Below are 15,992 nucleotides of genomic sequence, written 5' to 3'. Positions count from 1 at the left end.
CGCATCAACGCCACAGGCCGGTCTCCAGTTGGAAATGGATTCCACAAAAAGTCGGCGATCCTTCCCACCCCCCTCTGCCCTGCCGGGCATCTCCCCCGCACGGGGGGAGATTGGCAACGTCGCCACTTTCGCCAATTGTCGACGCTGGCGCACAGGCTCGCAATCATGCTCTTGCGGTGGAATGGACATGGTGAGTGCCCCTACCGCCATCCGGAGATGCGCCCGTAGCGGCGGCACCGCCACTTCCGCCTACATCGGCCGCCGGTCCGGCTGCGCCCGCTCCGGTTCGACCAGCCTGCGATAGAGATGCCAGGTCGCATGGCCAAGCACGGGCATGACGACGGCGAGCCCGGCAAACAGCGGGATCGAGCCGATGACCAGCAGCACGGCGACCATCAGGCCCCACAGCGCCATCTGCAGCGGGTTTGTCATCACCGCCCGTGCCGAGGTCTCGATCGCCGAGACCACGCCGACATCGCGGTCGAGCAGCAGCGGGAAAGCGACGACGGTCGTCGCCAGCACGATCGCGGCGAAGACGAAACCGGCCGCATTGCCGAGCAGGATCAGCGTCCAGCCTTTGGGCGTTGCCAGCACCTCGCGCACAAAGCCACCGATCGAGGCCGGCGGCTGAGCGCCGAACAGGCTGGTGTAGATCGATTGCGCGGTGAACAGCCAGAGCAGGAACAGTGCCACCAGCATGATGCCGATGACCGCGATCGCCGGCAGCGCCGGCGAGTGGCGCACCTCGAGCGCGTGCCACCAGGACGTGTCCATGCCGAGCTCGCGGCGGCGGCTGATCTCGTAGAGGCCGATCGCGGCGAACGGTCCAAGCAGGGCGAAGCCGGACATCAGCGGGTAAAGCAGCTGGATGGCGTAGGAGCCGGATGTCGTCCACTGCGCCAGGATCAATCCGACCACCGGATAGATCAGGCACAGGAAGACGTAATGCGATGGCTTTGCCCAAAAATCCTCGACGCCGAGCCGCAGCACATCGATCAGGTCCGCCGTGGTGATGCGGCGCACCCTGGGCTGCACGTGCATCCCACGCGCGTCCGACATGACATGAAAGCTGGCCATACCCATTCTCCCGTATTCAGGGGGCGGCCACCGCCAGGATGGCCGCCCGTAGCTGCCACTTCAAGAGCGATGGCATGATAGCCGAATTCGATGTGCTTGTCGCGAATCGGGTGGGATTGAGCATGCGCGGCGCGGCACAGGCCGTGTTCGTGCCGCGCCGCTGGCGTGTGCTAAAGCGCGTCGCGGCTGAATGGATTCATTGCGACGCGCTTTAGGTTGTTTGTTTATGCATGTCGTTATCGCAAAACCGCCGCACACTTTTGCGCGACATGCATTAGGTACCAAATCGTTCAATCACCTCGGCCAGCGGAACGTGGCCAAGGCAGGCACCCGAACCCGCCGGCGTCTCGCCGTCCTCGATGGCCTGCGCGTATCGCACGTCCGGATCGCTTTCGATCCGGTGGCGCAGCGCCGCCAGCCTGGGATAGGCGGCGCCGTCGACCGCCTGGTGGAACTCCGCCCAACGGGCCACGCCGATCAGCGTGGTATCTGCCAGCGTCAGGCGGTCGCCGACCAGAAAGTCGGTGTCGCCGATCATCGCCTCAAGCCGGTCGTGGCGTTCGGCAACAGCCTGGCGGCCAAAGTCACGCAAGGTCGCCAGCAGGGCCGGTTCGGCCGATTCCATTTCATAGGCAGCCCAGAGCGGGGTGAAAGCGGCGGTGAAACCGGTGTTCACGAAAGCCATCAGTTGATGCATCCGGTCGGCTTCCGGCGAGCGTGGGTCGAAGCTGATGCGACGTTGCGTGTCGCGGGCTTCCAGCCAAGCGGCAATCGCCATGGTCTCGGTGAGCACTCTGCCGTCGTCGGTGATCATCACCGGCGTTTCCTGACGGCCGTTGATGCGGGCATAGGTGTCGTTCTTCATTTCAGTGAGCATGTCGACGCGGCACAGGCGGTAGGGCTGTCCGAAGCGTTCAAAAGCAGCGACGAGCCCCATCGAACTTCCCGCCGGGACGCCGTAAAGGAGGATAGGTTCCATTTCTTTGTCTCTTCCATGTTCAGGGATCACGCTGCGCAGCGAAGCTTGACCCTAAACGCTGGTCGTCCCATGTAAATTACGCACTATTTTGTAACCAGGATCCGCCATGAAAGATGTCGTCTCAAGCTGCCCGATCGAAGAGGCCATGCGTGTCCTCGGCGGCCGCTGGCCGACCTTGCTGCTCTACTATCTCAAGGACGGGACCAAGCGCTTCAGCGACCTGAGGCGTGACAACCCGACCGTGTCGCACCGCATTCTGGCGCTGGAACTGCGCAAGCTGGAGGAAGCCGGGATCGTGCGTCGAACGGCGCATGCCGGCTATCCGCTACGTGTCGACTATGATCTCACGGCAGCGGGTCTCAAGCTTGTGCCGCTCATCGACGCCTTGGGCGACTGGTGGGAAGCTACCGAGGACGATCGAGCCGGCCGGGTCTCATCGGCGCCAAGGCTGGTGGCGGCGGAGTAAGCAGTGGGGAAAATCTGAGGTTGGTGCCCGAGGCTGGACAACCGCTTTTGGGTCGGATTTGCCGTCCGGGCCGGATACCGGAGGGAGCGCCGGAGACGACCAGTCGAGTGGTGTCCGCAATGGGCCGAATGCCGACCGACGCTATGGGTGGGCATTTGGTTGAAGCGGCCATTCGCAGACGCCGCTGTCCTCCGATGTGTCCGCCCATTGCTTCACCTCGGCGCGAACCTCGGAAACCGGCCACCGGACCGCGATCGGACCAACCGGCATCGCCATACGACGCTTTAGATGCCGCGGTATTGCTCGGCGACAACCGACCGCAGGTGCTTGGCCATGCTTCCTGTCGCAATACCTGGTGGGCTGTCGACTGGGGGCTTGTGGGGCCTGAGCGATGGTGCTTACCTCGCGATGACGGTGGGAGAGACACATGCCGAAGAAATACACGCACACTGCGGCCTTTGCGCATTTCGGTACAGCTCCGGTTAACGTGCAGTGGAGTTGGTCGGCGCGAAATGAGGGGACCAAGACCGTTGCGGTTACCCTTTGGCAGGACGAGTTCAAAAAATCGCCAGACGGTCGTCTTGTTTACGAGCGCGGGCCTATTTGGGCTGACAGCAAAACCAGTCGTGGCCACTACGAGTTGATGGAAAACCTCAGGTGGGCGCTCGATCACTGCGACGGGTGGGTAAAGGTGATCATCGCTATCGCGAAGGACAAGAATGCCAAACCGAGATCAATTAAGGAATGCGCTCCGACAAAGATGCAGGTGAAGGTCATTCAACTAGACGAAAGCAGTGGCGAGTTCTCACTGGAAGCTTTCGGCCTCTAACTGGGAGCACCATGGTTACTCTCCGGGATGAGCGGTGCCACCGTTAAGCGACGAGGCTGCTTACTATAAAAGGATCAGTCGGGCTGGATCAGTCGGGCTCTGGCTCGCCCCTGGCAGGGATACCGAGGGCCTGAACTGCCCAAGCGCTGATTTGATCGGGCCTGGAACAATCCACGCCCGGTCTATTTGGCAGCCAGGATCGCGCTTATCTCAGGCAGGCGGCCTTGCCGCCACCGTGCTGCCCACCGGCGAAGGCGCCGGCGCTGCTGTCGACGTGGGATGGCCGCGCGGGCGCGGCGCTCCGATGTTTCATCGCTGGCTTGAAGCAGCGAGCGCGGGATAGTCGGTATAGCCAGCGGAGCCGCCGCCATAGAGCGTCGCCTGATCGAACACGGCCAGCGGCGCGCGCGTCTGCAGCCGTTCCACAAGATCGGGATTGGCGATGAACGGTCGCCCGAAGGCGAACAGGTCCGCCTTGCCGTCGGCAAGCCGCGACCCCGCGAGTTCGAGGTCATAGCCGTTATTGGCGATATAGGTGTTGTTGAAGCGCCGGCGGAGTGATCCGAAGTCGAACGGCGCGACATCGCGCGATCCGCCCGTGGCGCCCTCGACGACATGGATGTAGACGATGCCCAAAACGTCGAGTTGATCGACGATATAGTCGAACTGTGCCTGGGGGGCGCTGCTCGAGACGCCGTTGGCGGGCGAGATCGGCGAAATCCGGATGCCGGTGCGCTCAGCGCCGATCTCCTCGACCACCGCAGTCGCAACCTCCAGCATCAGCCGGGCGCGGTTCTCGACCGATCCGCCATAAGCATCCGTGCGGAGGTTCGCGCCGTCCTTGGCGAACTGGTCCAGCAGATAGCCGTTGGCGCCGTGAATCTCGACGCCATCGAAGCCGGCCTCGATGGCGTTCGCGGCTGCTTGCCTGAAATCGTTGACGATCCCCGCAAGCTCGTTGAGTTCCAGCGCGCGGGGCTCCGAAACGTCGACAAAGCCGTTGCCGACGAAGGTCTTGGTCGCGGCCCGGATCGCCGAGGGCGCGACAGGCGCGGCGCCGTTCTCCTGCAGGTCGACGTGCGAGACGCGACCGACATGCCAGAGCTGCAGAAAAATCCGCCCGCCCTTGGCGTACACGGCGTCGGTGACCTTGCGCCAGCCGCCGATCTGAGCCTGGGAGTAGATGCCGGGGGTGTCCTGGTAACCCTGTCCCTGCTGCGAGATCTGCGTGGCTTCGGAAATCAGCAGGCCGGCCGACGCGCGCTGGCCGTAATACTGTGCGGCGAGATCGCCTGGAACGAAACCCGGGCCGGCGCGATTGCGCGTCAGGGGCGCCATGACGATACGATTGGAGAGGGTCAGCGAGCCGAGAGTATAGGGCTCAAACAGCGTTGTGCTCGTCATGGATCACCTTTGTTTGTCCCCGCCGCGGCGGGTCGTCTATCGAAACGGGTTCGTTGATGCTCAGGCGACCGTGCGGTACCGCTCGGCGGGATGTTCGTTCAGATAGTTCGGAAGCATGGCCTGGCGTGCGGCCTGAAGCGCGTCCCACTGCCCGGCATCGGGTAGCGGCGGGATGGTCACAAGTTCGCGGCGGTCGAAGCCGACCAGCGCCGCATCCACCAGATCGTCGACCTCCATCACGCTGGAAAGCGTGTTGACGTCGGCGCCGACATGTCCCCAGATCTCCGTTCGCGTCGTGGCGGGAAGCACGGCCTGGACATAGACACCCTTCGGCGCGAGCTCGAGGCTGAGTCCCTGCGACAGAAACAGCACGAAGGCTTTGGTTGCGCCGTAGACCGTCATGCCGAACTCCGGCGCCAGGCCGACCACGGAGCCGATGTTGACGATCGCCCCTTCGCCGGCCGCCGCAAGACGCGGGGCGATGGCGCTGGCAAGCCGCAGAAGCGCGGTCGTATTGAGCGCAACCAGCCGCGCGACGTCATCGGTGCTCTGCTCGATGAAGCTTCCGCCGATGGCCGTTCCGGCATTGTTGACGAGGATCCCGATGCGGGCGTCGTCGCGCAGCCTCGTCTCGACCGTTGCAAGCTCGGCAGCCTGCGTAAGATCAGCCTGGATGATGTCGATCGCCACGCCATTTTCCTGACTTAGACGGGCCGCCAGAGCCTCCATTCGTGCCGTGTCGCGGGCAACCAGCACGAGGTCGTGCCCGCGGCGCGCGAAGCGCTCGGCATAGGCGGCTCCGATGCCGGTGGAGGCGCCGGTTATGAGGACTGACGGAATGGTCATGGCATTGCTCTTTTCGCTGATGGACTCTATATTCATGACGATCGTCATGATTGCGTTCTAAATATGATACCCATCATGTAAATGTCAACGGCACCGGCGGAGGATTTTTAAATGAAGGTCAGTCGGGAACAGATGGCGGAGAACCGCCGCCGAATTCTGGATGTTGCCAGCCGGCTGTTTCGCGACAAGGGGTTCGACGCGGTCAGCGTGGCGGAGGTGATGAAAGCCGCTGGGCTCACCCATGGCGGCTTCTATGGCCATTTCAGCTCGAAGGACGACTTGATCGCCCAAACCCTTGCCCATGTCCTCGCCGCGGACTCAAGCGGAGGGGGCGACCTTCGCGCCTATGTGGATGACTATCTTTCGCCCCGGCATCGCGACAATGCCGCCGGTGGTTGCCCGACAGCGGGCCTTGTTGCGGACATCCGCCATCAGACCCCGGCTGCCCGCTCGGCCATGACCGAAGGCCTTCGCTCGCAGATCGACCATATCGGCAAGACGCTGCCGGAGTTGGATCCGGCAGACAGACGCCGCGCAGCGATCGGATGCTGGGCAGCGATGGTGGGGGCAGTGATCCTCGCCCGGGCTATCGACGATCCCGCGCTTTCGGATGAAGTTCTGGAACAGACGCGTGCCTGGATCGATACCGGAATCAGCCAAGTGTCTGCCAGATAGGCCGGCAGGAGCGATCTTGTCGAGACCCATGCGGCTGCCGGCGGTAGTTGGGCGGCTATCCCGGAGAATATCGCGCCGCAGCGCGCATCAGCGGGGTTCGCGGACGGCTAAGGGAGCAGCGACCGAGATTTCTGAACGCCTGCCCGGCAAAAGCCACTATTGCCGCTATGTCAGCAGGCATGACGCTCACCGACACCGCCAATCAACCATCCCTAGAACCCCGCCCTGACGAAAAGCGCCCGACGCCAAAAAGGCGAATGCTGCTTAGGGCCGTCGGCCTTGCCGTGCTGGCCGGGCTTGCCGCTTGTGCCACTGTGCTGCCCACCGGCGAAGGCGCCGGGGTCTCCGCCTCCGCCGTCGGCACGCTGGCGGGCATCCGCGCCTCAGCCGGGCTCGAACCGCTTGTCCCCGACCCTAAGCTCGAACAGGCAGCCCTGCAGCAGTCCGGCTATATGGCGCGCGGCGGCCGCATGACCCACTCGACCGGCTGGGGCAAGGGATTTGCTTTGCGCGTCAAGGGCAACGGCATTGCCGGTGCTGCCGCCGAAAACATCGCCGAGGGCCGTTTCGATCAGCAGAAGCTGTTCGACATCTGGATGCATTCGGCCGGCCACCGCCGCAACATGCTCGACCCGCGCTTCACCCGCTTCGGCCTGGCCTATGTGCGGGACGGCCGCGACAGCTCGCGGCGTTACTGGAGCCTTGTCCTGGGCAAATAGCAACGCGGGCACAGGCCAATCCGCGCTGGCGGCAATGCCGCCTTGGCTGAGGAGATCATGGTCGACCCGTCAATCCATGGGTTCGCCACTGAGCATCTTCTCGATGTCGGGGGCCGAAACCGGCTCGCTGAAATGATAGCCCTGCATTTCATCGCAGTTGTTCTTGCGCAAGAAGGCCACCTGATCGTCCGTCTCGACGCCCTCGGCAATGACCCTCAGATTCAAATTTTGACCCAATGATATTACGGCGCTGGCGACAGCCTGGTCGTTTTCGTCAGCAGCGATATCGTTGATGAACGACTTGTCGATTTTCAGCCGCGCCACTGGAAAGGTCTTGAGCGCACTGAGGCTGGAGTAGCCTGTTCCGAAATCATCGATCGAGATCTGAACGCCCAGGTTTTGCAGCTGATTCATCGTTGCGACCGCCAGGTCGATATCCTGCATGATCAGGCTTTCGGTCACCTCCAGCTCGAGATATCTGGCCTCCAGACCGCTGACTTTCAGGGCATCGGCGACGCGGCCGATCAGGTTCTTTTCCCTGAATTGCCGGGTCGACACATTCACGCAGACGGTCATCGGCGGCAGGCCGGCATCCTGCCATGCCCTGTTCTGCCGACAGGCCTCGTGCAGGACCCAATCGCCGATCGGCACGATCAGACTTGTCTCCTCGGCCGTCGGAATGAAGGCGGTCGGTGCCAACATGCCCCGCGTCGGATGATTCCAGCGTATTAATGCTTCGACGGCAAAGACGTGGCCCGACCGAAGATCGACTTGCGGCTGGTAGAACAGCGTGAATTCCGAACGGGCCAGGGCGTTACGCAAGTCCTCCTGAAGCACGAATTTCTCATGCGCTCTGGTGTTGAATTCGGGAGCGTAGAACTGGAAATTGTCGCGGCCGAATTCCTTGGCGCGATACATGGCCGCATCGGCATTGGCCAGCAGCGTGTCGGGGTTGGTCCCATCCTTGGGGTAGCTGGCGATGCCGATACTGGCCGTCGCCCTCAGCCGATGTGCTCCGAGCTGAACCGGCTCTGCAATCGCCGCCCGAATGGCTTGCAGGGTCTCGGAGATGAGATCGACATTCGTCGGTTGATCGAACAGAACGACGACGAATTCGTCGCCACCAAGCCGCACGACCGTATCGGTCGCCCTTACGCGCTCGACGATACGGCCGGCTACGGTCTTCAACAGCTCGTCCCCGGCATTGTGGCCAAGCGTGTCATTGACGAGTTTGAAATTGTCCAGATCGATGAACACCACCGTCACCCAGCGATCGTATCGCTGCGCGTAGAGGATCGCCTGCGAAAGCCGGTCCTCGAGCAGAGCGCGATTGGGCAGTCCGGTCAGCACATCATGGTTGGCCATGAAGTGGATCCGATCTTCGGCCAGCTTGCGCTCGATGGCGATCCCGGCAATACGCGTCGTGAAATCGATGAGCCGGGTCTCGGCCGCGGTCGGCTCGCGCACGGTCGTCGAGTACATGGCAAAGGCGCCCAGCACAGCGCCCTGGTGCGACAGGATCGGGGTCGACCAGCACGAACGGTAGCCATAGGCCGCCGCCAATTCGCAGTGATCGTGCCAAAGCGGGTCGTGCATGATGTCCGCGACAATGACTGGCTCGCGCCGGTAGGCAGCGGTTCCGCAGGATCCCATTTTGGGGCCCACGGCGATCCCGTCGATGGCGCTCGTATAGGCCTTTGCCAAGCTCGGCGCGGCGCCGTGCCGCAAGTGGCTGCCATCCTTGTCGAGCAACAGGACGGAACCGAATATCCCCGTCAACTGAGACTCGGCGAGGCGCATGAGGCAGTCGAGCACATCTTCGAGCGGGGCGCTCGTCGCGATCATTTCCAGTATCTGCGCCTGCCCGTCTCGAAGGGTGTCCGCCTGCTTGCGGGCGGTGATGTCGTGGGCGATGCCAACCAGACCGAAGATATCGTTTTGAACATTGCGCAACGGCACCTTCGTCGACGAAAACCATTTGCCGGCGCCTGACGCATCGACAACGAACTCTTCCTCATCGATCATCGGCTGTCCGCTGCGCAGCACGCCTTGCTCGATGGCGCGAAACTTCTGCGCAAGGTCGGGGGCATGAAGATCGAAATCGGTCAAACCGATCATGTCACTGGTTTTGGCCTTGCCGCTGTCGGAAGCAATGGCCCTGTTGGCGACGACGAAGCGGCTTTCGGTGTCCTTCACCCACAGGTAGTCTGGCACCCAGTCGATCAGCGTTTGCAGCGAGATGCGCTCGTCGACGATCAGGCGATTGGCGGTGAGTTCCGTTATGTCCTCATGCGTGGCCACCCATCCGCCGTCAGGCATCGGCTGGTGGCAGATCTGAATTGTCCGGCCGTCGGTGAGATTGGCGGTCCAGTTTCTCAAGGTCGTGCCCGAATTGACCGCCCGGGCGAATGCGAGATAAGCGTCGCTGGCCATCGCGGATGTCCCGGCAGCGATGCGGCGTTCGACGATTTCGCCCAGCGTCCGGCCGGGACGCAAGTGTTCGGGTGCGATGCGGTAAATTTCCGCATAGCGGCGGTTGCACAGGATCAGCCGTTCAGCGGCGTCGAAAAAGCAGATGCCTTGCGAGATGTTGTCGATCGCCGTCTCGAATCGCAGCGCCTGCTGCTCGAGTGTTGCGATCGTAGCCCTGAGTTCGCGCTCGAGCGTCTCGTACGAGGAGCCCGCCAGTTTCGCCAGCGTGGCATGCTCGGTCGGTTCGGGCGCCTGGGCGGCTTGCCTCGATGGTTTCGTGACCAAACACAGTTCCTCCGGTTCGGCGCCTGGCGCAAAGCAAGGAAAGCTCGCTGCAACTAAGCGACCGCATAGTGGTCCAGATATACTAATGGCGTGTGAACCGGGTCGATGCCGACCGGGGCATGGCGCAGTTCTTGCCTTCTCCCCTTGTGGGGAAGGTGGATCGGCGCGCAGCGCCGAGACGGTTGAGGAGTGCTGTGCTGTCGGTTCCAAGCTGGAGCACCCCTCATCCGGCCGCGGAGCCTGTCCTCGGGCTTGCCGGAGGCAAGACCCGTGGGCGGCCACCTTCTCCCACAAGGGGAGAAGGGGGAGCCAATCTCGTGCAGGCCCATCGCACATGATGGCCGATCCTGCCGGTGAAAATCTCGACAGGCGGTTCGGCGCGCTGCGCCGGTCCCAGAGGTCAGTCCAAAGACTCGGCATTGTGCCAGAAGCCGGCAAGTGTGCATGGCAGCCCATCATGAACGATTGCGAATGAGCATGGTGACCACGAAGAAAGCGCCGACCGAACTGGTGATGATGCCGATCGGCAGTTCCTGCGGCGGCAGCAGCGTGCGCGCCAGAAGGTCACTTGCCAGCAGCAGCACCGCTCCGAAGAGGGCGCAGCTTGCAATCAGGCGCAGATGCAACGGCCCGGCCAGGGGCCGGGACAGATGCGGGATCATCAGCCCGAGAAACCGATGACACCTGCGACCGAGACCAGGATCGCCGTCGAGAAGGCAGCGACGAGAAACGCCGTCCTGCGCATCCGCACAACCGGCACCCCAAGACTTTCGGCAGCATTCTCGCCGGCCAGGAAGGCGTCGAGCTTGCGATGGTTCCACAGGCCATAAGCAAGAATGGTGCCCGCGCCAAGAGCAGCCAGCCCGACATTGTCCCATCGCGCCAGGCCGAGCCCGCCCATCGTCCAGAACAAAACCGAGTGGGCGGCGCGCTGGTCTCCGGCGAAGACGAGATAGTTGGTCAAGGCAATGAACATGAACGAGACGGCAAGCCCGGCCAGTATCAGCCGTTCGGGGCCTTGCCCCCTCACCCGCGAAACCAGCAAAAGCACGATGCCGGCGGCCAATATGCCGCCGGTAAAGGCGGCAACCGGCAACGTCCAGATGCCGAAACGGTCGCCAAAAATGGTGATGACGGAAACAGCACCCGCCGCCGCCCCGGAGGACAGGCCGAACAGGAACGGATCGGCGAGGTCGTTTCGGGTTACCGTCTGCAGCAGCGCGCCGATGACGCCCAGCCCGGCGCCGACACAGATCGCCATGATGGTGCGCGGCAGCCTGAGATCGACGACAATCTTGGCAACTGGGATCTTGGCGACCGGGATATTGCCGACTGAGCCGGGCACGAGGTCTCCATCCAGCCCGGCCGCATGTCCGAGCGCAGCAATCACGTCGCTCAACGCTATGACCGTCGATCCATAGGCGATCGACAGCAGAGCAAGCGCGGCGATTGCTGCCGCTCCTGCTGCCATGGCCAATTCGAAGGCCCTGTGGCGCAAGCTCAGAAGGCTTCCGGGTGCATCGCGCTGGCGATCTTGCCGATCGCCTCGATGTTGGCGGGTCCGGGGGTCAATTCGGCATAGCGCAGCGCGACGAAGCGCTCATTCCTGACCGCATCGGTCTCCTTCATTGCCGGATGGACTTTGAGGAAGTCGAGCAGTTTCCTGTAACCGCCGCCGTCCTGATAGTCGAGCAGGATCAGGAACTGCGGATTGCGGGAAGCGACCGTTTCCCAGTCCGTGTTGCCCCAACTCGTCTGCATGTCGGCCATGATGTTGTCGCCGCCGGCAGCGGCGATCATGGCGCTGGGGATCGCGAACTTGCCTGATGTGAAGGGTTTGTCTTCGCCGGAGTCGTAGAGAAACACCCGCGTCTGCTCGCGGTCGCCGACCTTTGCCGTGATATCGGCGAGTTGCGCTTTCCAGCCTGAAACGAGTTTTTTCGCCTCGGCCTCCTTGCCGAAAATCCTGCCCAGCTTTTCGATGTCGCCGTAGAGCAGGTCCATCGAGGCGGCGGGGCGGTTGTTGTCGAGATGGACGCAGCTTTCCGTCAGCACCAGCGTCTTGATGCCGTGCGGCGCCAGCGTATCTGGCGTTACCTCGCCGCCCGGCTTCATGCCGTAATACCAGCCGGCGAAGAAGAAATCGGGCTCGACCGCGACCAGGTTTTCGAGCGTCGGGTATTTCGGCGCAAGTTCCGGGATGGCGCCCTGCCCGGCCTTGAATTCCGGACCGACCTTATACCATCCGGTGATGCCGGTCAGGCCGACGATCGACGGTTGCAGCCCCAGCGCGAAGGCCATCTCGGCCATGTTCATATCCTGGATGACGGCGCGCTTCGGCGCGGCGTCGAACGTCAGCGGTGTGCCGCAGCTGTCGACTGTTACCGGGAAAGCGAAGGCGGCCTGGGCAAGCAGCAGAGAGGCAAAAGGCAATGCGAGGCGTTTCACGGGTGTTGCTCCTTGGTTAGATCAGAAGAGGCACGGTTCGGGACTTCGAACACCGTGAGTTCGCGGTCTTCGGTCGGATGGCGCAGCCGAAGCACCTCGACGCCGAAAATCTCGCGGATCAACTGCTCGGTCAGCGCCTCGCGCGGACCGGCGAGTGCCTGCAGGCGGGCCTCGTTCATCACCGCGACCCTGGTGGCAAATGGCGTGACCAGCGACAGGTCATGCAGCACCGCCACGACGGTCATGCCAAGCTGCGATACGAGTTCGAGAAGTTCGCTGCGGGCGCGCGGATCGAGATGATTGGTCGGTTCATCGAGGAACAGGATTTTCGGCTCCTGGGCGATGGCGCGCGCCAGCCGGGCGCGTTGCCGCTCACCACCCGACAGCGAGCCGATCGTGCGGCCGAGCAGCGGCAGCAGGCCAGTTCTGCGAAGCGCTTCGACGACGACGTCGCGTTGCTCGCTCCTGCGTCGCCAGCCGGCATGCGGGACCCGCCCAAGTCCGACGTAGTCGATCACGGCAAGCCGCGGATCGGGCTGATCGGTCTGGCCGACGACCGCCATGTGCAGCGCCCGCTCGGCGGCCGGAAATGTCTCCAGCCGGCGTCCGGAAAATCTCACATCTCCCCCGCTCGGACGCAGCGTGCCGCATAGCATGCGCAGCAGCGTCGTCTTGCCGGCGCCGTTGGGACCGATGATGGCGAGGCGGTCTCCCGCCGCGACCGAAAGGCTGACCGCACTGACCAGGCGCTGGCCATTCGCCGTGGCGCTCAGTTCACGCGCTTCAAGAAGAGGCTGGCAGGCGTCCAACTTACCGTCACTTTCTCAATGGCGACGGAAGGAAGCTGGACCGGCCAACAAGGCCGATGTCCACGTCTCCTCCCGGCACACCCCGTCCGGTCAACTCGTGCGATGGCAGGTCTCCTGGCTCGCGGGTCCTTGCGCCATCCTGCCTTCCCAGCCTTGCCGGCCAGTGGCATTTCGGATTTTGCTCGCCGCTTACAGTTGCGGGGGCAGCCACGGCCTCGATCCGAAGATCTCACCGTGTTCCCTTTTCACCCCTCGCCTTTCGGCTTGGGGACCATCAGTCAGCCACCCTAGTTTTCCGCCAATCCCAGCGCAATAAATTTCCGGGTTCCGGAGTGCCGAGCGAGCAATGGTCTTGTCAGAACGAGCATACCGAAATCGTAATGTAATATCATTACTACTTAAAAGACAACGCCTGCTCCCGTCAAGCCCTTCGCCCAACGCCTTCGACTTGCCGACCAGTGTCGCATTGCGCGGTGCGCAATTTCGATCAAACTGCCTCCACCAGGAAGCGATACCATGACCTGGCCAATGCGCAGTCCCACAGCAAGGAGCCATATGAACCCGACCGAGAAAGCGCTGTGGTTCGTCGAAAGCCATCTGCCGGAATCCATCTCACTCGACGATGTCGCCAACAGCAGCGGCGTGTCGCGCTTTCACGTGACGCGGGCTTTCGGTGCGGCGACCGGACGTTCGGTGATGGGCTACCTGCGTTCTCGCCGGCTGACCGAGGCGGCGCGCAGGCTCGCCGCCGGCGCACCGGACATCCTCTCGGTCGCGCTCGACGCCGGCTATGCCTCGCATGAGGCTTTCACCCGCGCCTTCCGCGACCAGTTCGGCACCACGCCGGAACTGGTGCGCGCGCAAGGCTCGCTCAAAAACCTCGATCTCGTGGAGCCGATCCTGATGGACCAGTCCTTCCTCGCCAATCTCGAGCCGCCGCGTTTCGAAACCAGCCGGCCGTTCCTCATCGCCGGTCTCGGCGAGCGCTACAGCTGCGAAACCAGCGCCGGCATCCCGATGCAGTGGCAAAGGTTCGGCCCCTATATCGGCAACATTCCAGGCGAGGTCGGCGACATCGCCTATGGCGTCTGCGTCAACGGCGACGATGCAGGCAATTTCGACTATATCGCCGGCGTCGAGGTGTCCGATTTTTCGGACCTGCCGAAGGAGTTTTCGCGCGTACGCGTGCCGGCGCAGAAATACGCCGTGTTCGCCCATCGTGACCACATCTCGACCATCCGCCGCACGGTCAACACGATCTGGAACAAATGGCTGCCGGCCTCCGGGCACAAGATTGCCGACGCGCCCGAATTCGAGCGCTACGGCCCCGAATTCGATCCGCGCAGCGGCAATGGCGGGCTGGAAATCTGGATACCGGTCGCAGGGTGAGGAAGCCTCCGCCTTGTCTTGCCTTCTCCCCTTGTGGGAGAAGGTGGCCGCGAAGCGGCCGGATGAGGGGTGTTCCAGCTTGGCACCGCCGGTGACTCCGGCCAACACCCCTCAACCGTCTCGGCGCTGCGCGCCGATCCACCGTCTCCCACAAGGGGAGAAGGGAAAGACGCTACAACTCCAGGTTCCAGTTCTGGCCGACCAGATCCTTGCCGAAGGCGTGGTGGCGCTGCTGATTGGCCAGCTTGAACCCGGCCGCCTCGTAGATGCGGCGCGCTGAGGTGAGCACGTCGTTGGTCCACAGCGTCAATTTCTTGTAGCCCTTGGCACGGGCAAAGCCGATGCATTCCTCGACCAGCCGGCTGCCGATGCCGAGACCGCGCGCCGAGGGTTCGACATAGAGCAGGCGCAGCTTCGCCACCGCGTCCGACTGGCGCACGAGAAAAACCGAGCCGACGACTTCCCCTTCCCGCTCGGCGATCCAGCTGCGTTCCCATTTCGGATCGTAGGATCTGACGAAAGCGCCGAGGATTTCGGCGACCAGCGCCTCATAAGTTTCGTCCCAGCCATATTCCTGCGCATAGAGCAGGCCCTGGCGATGGATGATCCAGCCGATGTCGCCGACCTGCAGAGACCGCAGCATGTAAGGGACCCTGGGCTCTGCACTCTCGCCCAGCAGGCGCTGCACCGTCTGCATCGCCTTGACCAGCCTGTCCTGTTCCGGTGCGGAAAGCCGGTCGAGCAGGGCCGCGACCTGATCGTGCGAACCCTGGTTCAGCGGCGCGAACGCCGCTCTTCCCGCCGGCGTCAGCGCAATCGACGAGCGCCGAGCATCGGCTTGCGTCGCCACGCGCTCGACCAGGCCGCGCTCCTCGAACTTTTTCAGCAATCGGCTGAGGTAGCCGGGGTCGAGACCGAGATCGCGCGCAAGATCGGTGGCGGTCAGGCCATCGCGATGCGCCAGTTCATAGAGCACCCGGGCCTCGGTCAGCGAGAAGGCGCTTTTCAGCAGCCCTTCGTCGAGCAACCCGATCTGGCGGGTGTAGAAGCGGTTGAAGCCCCGCACCGCATCGATCCGCTCCCTGCCGGGTTGATGATGAATCGTCATGGCATCCTCCTGCCCGCACAAAATCAACCATTTAGTTGACTCAGTCAAGTATCAGTTCGAAGCAGGCTGCGGCTGTCGATCAGCTCACTCAGCGCCTTGACTCTCGCCAGCCACCGGCTTATCTCACCGCCACGTTAGCACTCGCCATTGGTGAGTGCTAAGCGTAGGTTCGGCGCCGCCGGGCTTATAGGTTTGTCCGGCGCCGCCGGACGGAGGAACTGTTCTCACCATTCTCACCGAGGAATAAAAAATGGCAAAGTCGAAGTTCCGCCCGCTTCATGACCGCGTGGTCGTACGCCGGGTTGAATCCGAATCCAAGACTGCCGGCGGGATCATCATCCCCGACACGGCGAAGGAAAAGCCGCAGGAAGGCGAGATCATCGCCGTTGGTTCCGGGGCCCGTGACGAAGCCGGCAAGCTCGTCCCGCTGGACGTCAAGGCCGGCGATCGCATCCTGTTCGGCAAGTGGTCGGGCACCGAAGTCAA

Annotated in this window: 15 protein-coding genes, 1 pseudogene and 1 riboswitch; of the genes and pseudogenes, 7 read left to right on the top strand and 9 right to left on the bottom strand. The window is 63.1% G+C overall.

What is annotated here, in order from left to right; translation table 11 throughout:
- Positions 1-249: 249 nt before the first annotated feature.
- A complete protein-coding gene (locus tag AC0L2A_RS34740; protein WP_473612694.1) occupies positions 250-1,077 on the bottom strand; it encodes a DUF2189 domain-containing protein in 828 nt (275 codons plus the stop codon).
- Positions 1,078-1,151: 74 nt separating this feature from the next.
- Here AC0L2A_RS34740 and AC0L2A_RS34735 point away from each other — a divergent pair, with 74 nt between their 5' ends.
- The gene (locus AC0L2A_RS34735) at positions 1,152-1,292 is read left to right on the top strand and encodes a hypothetical protein (protein ID WP_167366313.1); all 141 of its coding nucleotides are present in this window, start codon (positions 1,152-1,154) and stop codon (positions 1,290-1,292) included.
- Between the two features lie 59 nt (positions 1,293-1,351).
- Here AC0L2A_RS34735 and AC0L2A_RS34730 read toward each other — a convergent pair whose 3' ends face one another.
- Complete coding sequence (locus AC0L2A_RS34730) at positions 1,352-2,056, bottom strand: glutathione S-transferase family protein (protein ID WP_473612693.1); 705 nt, start codon at positions 2,054-2,056, stop codon at positions 1,352-1,354.
- Between the two features lie 106 nt (positions 2,057-2,162).
- Here AC0L2A_RS34730 and AC0L2A_RS34725 point away from each other — a divergent pair, with 106 nt between their 5' ends.
- The gene (locus AC0L2A_RS34725; protein ID WP_473612691.1) at positions 2,163-2,522 is read left to right on the top strand and encodes a winged helix-turn-helix transcriptional regulator; all 360 of its coding nucleotides are present in this window, start codon (positions 2,163-2,165) and stop codon (positions 2,520-2,522) included.
- Positions 2,523-2,949: 427 nt separating this feature from the next.
- Complete coding sequence (locus AC0L2A_RS34720) at positions 2,950-3,351, top strand: hypothetical protein (protein ID WP_091590700.1); 402 nt, start codon at positions 2,950-2,952, stop codon at positions 3,349-3,351.
- 309 nt (positions 3,352-3,660) lie between these two features.
- Here AC0L2A_RS34720 and AC0L2A_RS34715 read toward each other — a convergent pair whose 3' ends face one another.
- Positions 3,661-4,755, bottom strand: coding sequence for an alkene reductase (locus tag AC0L2A_RS34715; RefSeq protein WP_473612690.1), 1,095 nt, complete (start codon positions 4,753-4,755; stop codon positions 3,661-3,663).
- Positions 4,756-4,815: 60 nt separating this feature from the next.
- A complete protein-coding gene (locus tag AC0L2A_RS34710) occupies positions 4,816-5,601 on the bottom strand; it encodes an SDR family NAD(P)-dependent oxidoreductase (protein ID WP_473612689.1) in 786 nt (261 codons plus the stop codon).
- A 111-nt stretch (positions 5,602-5,712) separates the two neighbouring features.
- Between AC0L2A_RS34710 and AC0L2A_RS34705 the strand changes: the two genes are divergently transcribed.
- A complete protein-coding gene (locus AC0L2A_RS34705) occupies positions 5,713-6,276 on the top strand; it encodes a TetR/AcrR family transcriptional regulator (RefSeq protein ID WP_473612687.1) in 564 nt (187 codons plus the stop codon).
- Between the two features lie 257 nt (positions 6,277-6,533).
- The gene (locus AC0L2A_RS34700) at positions 6,534-6,995 is read left to right on the top strand and encodes a CAP domain-containing protein (protein WP_473612686.1); all 462 of its coding nucleotides are present in this window, start codon (positions 6,534-6,536) and stop codon (positions 6,993-6,995) included.
- A gap of 69 nt (positions 6,996-7,064) precedes the next feature.
- On the opposite strand, the gene AC0L2A_RS34695 is transcribed toward AC0L2A_RS34700, so the two are convergent.
- The 4 genes and pseudogenes from AC0L2A_RS34695 to AC0L2A_RS34680 all read right to left on the bottom strand — a co-directional run bounded on the left by AC0L2A_RS34695 (position 7,065) and on the right by AC0L2A_RS34680 (position 13,009).
- A complete protein-coding gene (locus AC0L2A_RS34695; RefSeq protein ID WP_473612684.1) occupies positions 7,065-9,752 on the bottom strand; it encodes an EAL domain-containing protein in 2,688 nt (895 codons plus the stop codon).
- A 455-nt stretch (positions 9,753-10,207) separates the two neighbouring features.
- Positions 10,208-11,223 (bottom strand): annotated as a pseudogene (locus AC0L2A_RS34690) (FecCD family ABC transporter permease).
- 29 nt (positions 11,224-11,252) lie between these two features.
- Positions 11,253-12,200 (bottom strand): ABC transporter substrate-binding protein, encoded by a 948-nt coding sequence (locus AC0L2A_RS34685; protein ID WP_473612683.1) that lies wholly within the window; start codon positions 12,198-12,200, stop codon positions 11,253-11,255.
- Complete coding sequence (locus tag AC0L2A_RS34680) at positions 12,197-13,009, bottom strand: ABC transporter ATP-binding protein (RefSeq protein WP_473612682.1); 813 nt, start codon at positions 13,007-13,009, stop codon at positions 12,197-12,199. The genes AC0L2A_RS34685 and AC0L2A_RS34680 overlap by 4 nt, the downstream gene beginning before the upstream one ends.
- Before the next feature lie 87 nt (positions 13,010-13,096).
- Positions 13,097-13,300, bottom strand: a riboswitch (cobalamin riboswitch).
- Between the two features lie 264 nt (positions 13,301-13,564).
- On the opposite strand from AC0L2A_RS34680, the gene AC0L2A_RS34675 reads away from it, so the two are divergent.
- Complete coding sequence (locus tag AC0L2A_RS34675) at positions 13,565-14,398, top strand: AraC family transcriptional regulator (RefSeq protein ID WP_473612695.1); 834 nt, start codon at positions 13,565-13,567, stop codon at positions 14,396-14,398.
- Positions 14,399-14,570: 172 nt separating this feature from the next.
- Here the strand turns inward: AC0L2A_RS34675 and AC0L2A_RS34670 are convergent, their stop codons facing one another.
- Positions 14,571-15,506: a bifunctional helix-turn-helix transcriptional regulator/GNAT family N-acetyltransferase gene (locus AC0L2A_RS34670; protein WP_473612681.1), complete on the bottom strand. Its 936-nt coding sequence runs from the start codon at positions 15,504-15,506 to the stop codon at positions 14,571-14,573.
- A 250-nt stretch (positions 15,507-15,756) separates the two neighbouring features.
- Between AC0L2A_RS34670 and AC0L2A_RS34665 the strand changes: the two genes are divergently transcribed.
- Positions 15,757-15,992 (top strand): co-chaperone GroES (locus AC0L2A_RS34665; RefSeq protein ID WP_292429495.1); only part of this gene is annotated, 236 nt, incomplete at its 3' end.

It is taken from the genome of Mesorhizobium sp. WSM4844 (genome assembly GCF_055811775.1).
The sequence above is the reverse complement of the archived record's forward strand: the minus strand, read 5'-3'. Positions and strand labels throughout refer to the sequence as shown.

Bases quoted from the DNA above. Each gene is read 5' to 3' on its own strand.
- AC0L2A_RS34740 (WP_473612694.1), bottom strand. From the start codon at position 1,077: ATGGCCAGCTTTCATGTCATGTCGGACGCGCGTGGGATGCACGTGCAG.
- AC0L2A_RS34735 (WP_167366313.1), top strand. From the start codon at position 1,152: ATGATAGCCGAATTCGATGTGCTTGTCGCGAATCGGGTGGGATTGAGC.
- AC0L2A_RS34730 (WP_473612693.1), bottom strand. From the start codon at position 2,056: ATGGAACCTATCCTCCTTTACGGCGTCCCGGCGGGAAGTTCGATGGGG.
- AC0L2A_RS34725 (WP_473612691.1), top strand. From the start codon at position 2,163: ATGAAAGATGTCGTCTCAAGCTGCCCGATCGAAGAGGCCATGCGTGTC.
- AC0L2A_RS34720 (WP_091590700.1), top strand. From the start codon at position 2,950: ATGCCGAAGAAATACACGCACACTGCGGCCTTTGCGCATTTCGGTACA.
- AC0L2A_RS34715 (WP_473612690.1), bottom strand. From the start codon at position 4,755: ATGACGAGCACAACGCTGTTTGAGCCCTATACTCTCGGCTCGCTGACC.
- AC0L2A_RS34710 (WP_473612689.1), bottom strand. From the start codon at position 5,601: ATGACCATTCCGTCAGTCCTCATAACCGGCGCCTCCACCGGCATCGGA.
- AC0L2A_RS34705 (WP_473612687.1), top strand. From the start codon at position 5,713: ATGAAGGTCAGTCGGGAACAGATGGCGGAGAACCGCCGCCGAATTCTG.
- AC0L2A_RS34700 (WP_473612686.1), top strand. From the start codon at position 6,534: ATGCTGCTTAGGGCCGTCGGCCTTGCCGTGCTGGCCGGGCTTGCCGCT.
- AC0L2A_RS34675 (WP_473612695.1), top strand. From the start codon at position 13,565: ATGAACCCGACCGAGAAAGCGCTGTGGTTCGTCGAAAGCCATCTGCCG.
- AC0L2A_RS34670 (WP_473612681.1), bottom strand. From the start codon at position 15,506: ATGACGATTCATCATCAACCCGGCAGGGAGCGGATCGATGCGGTGCGG.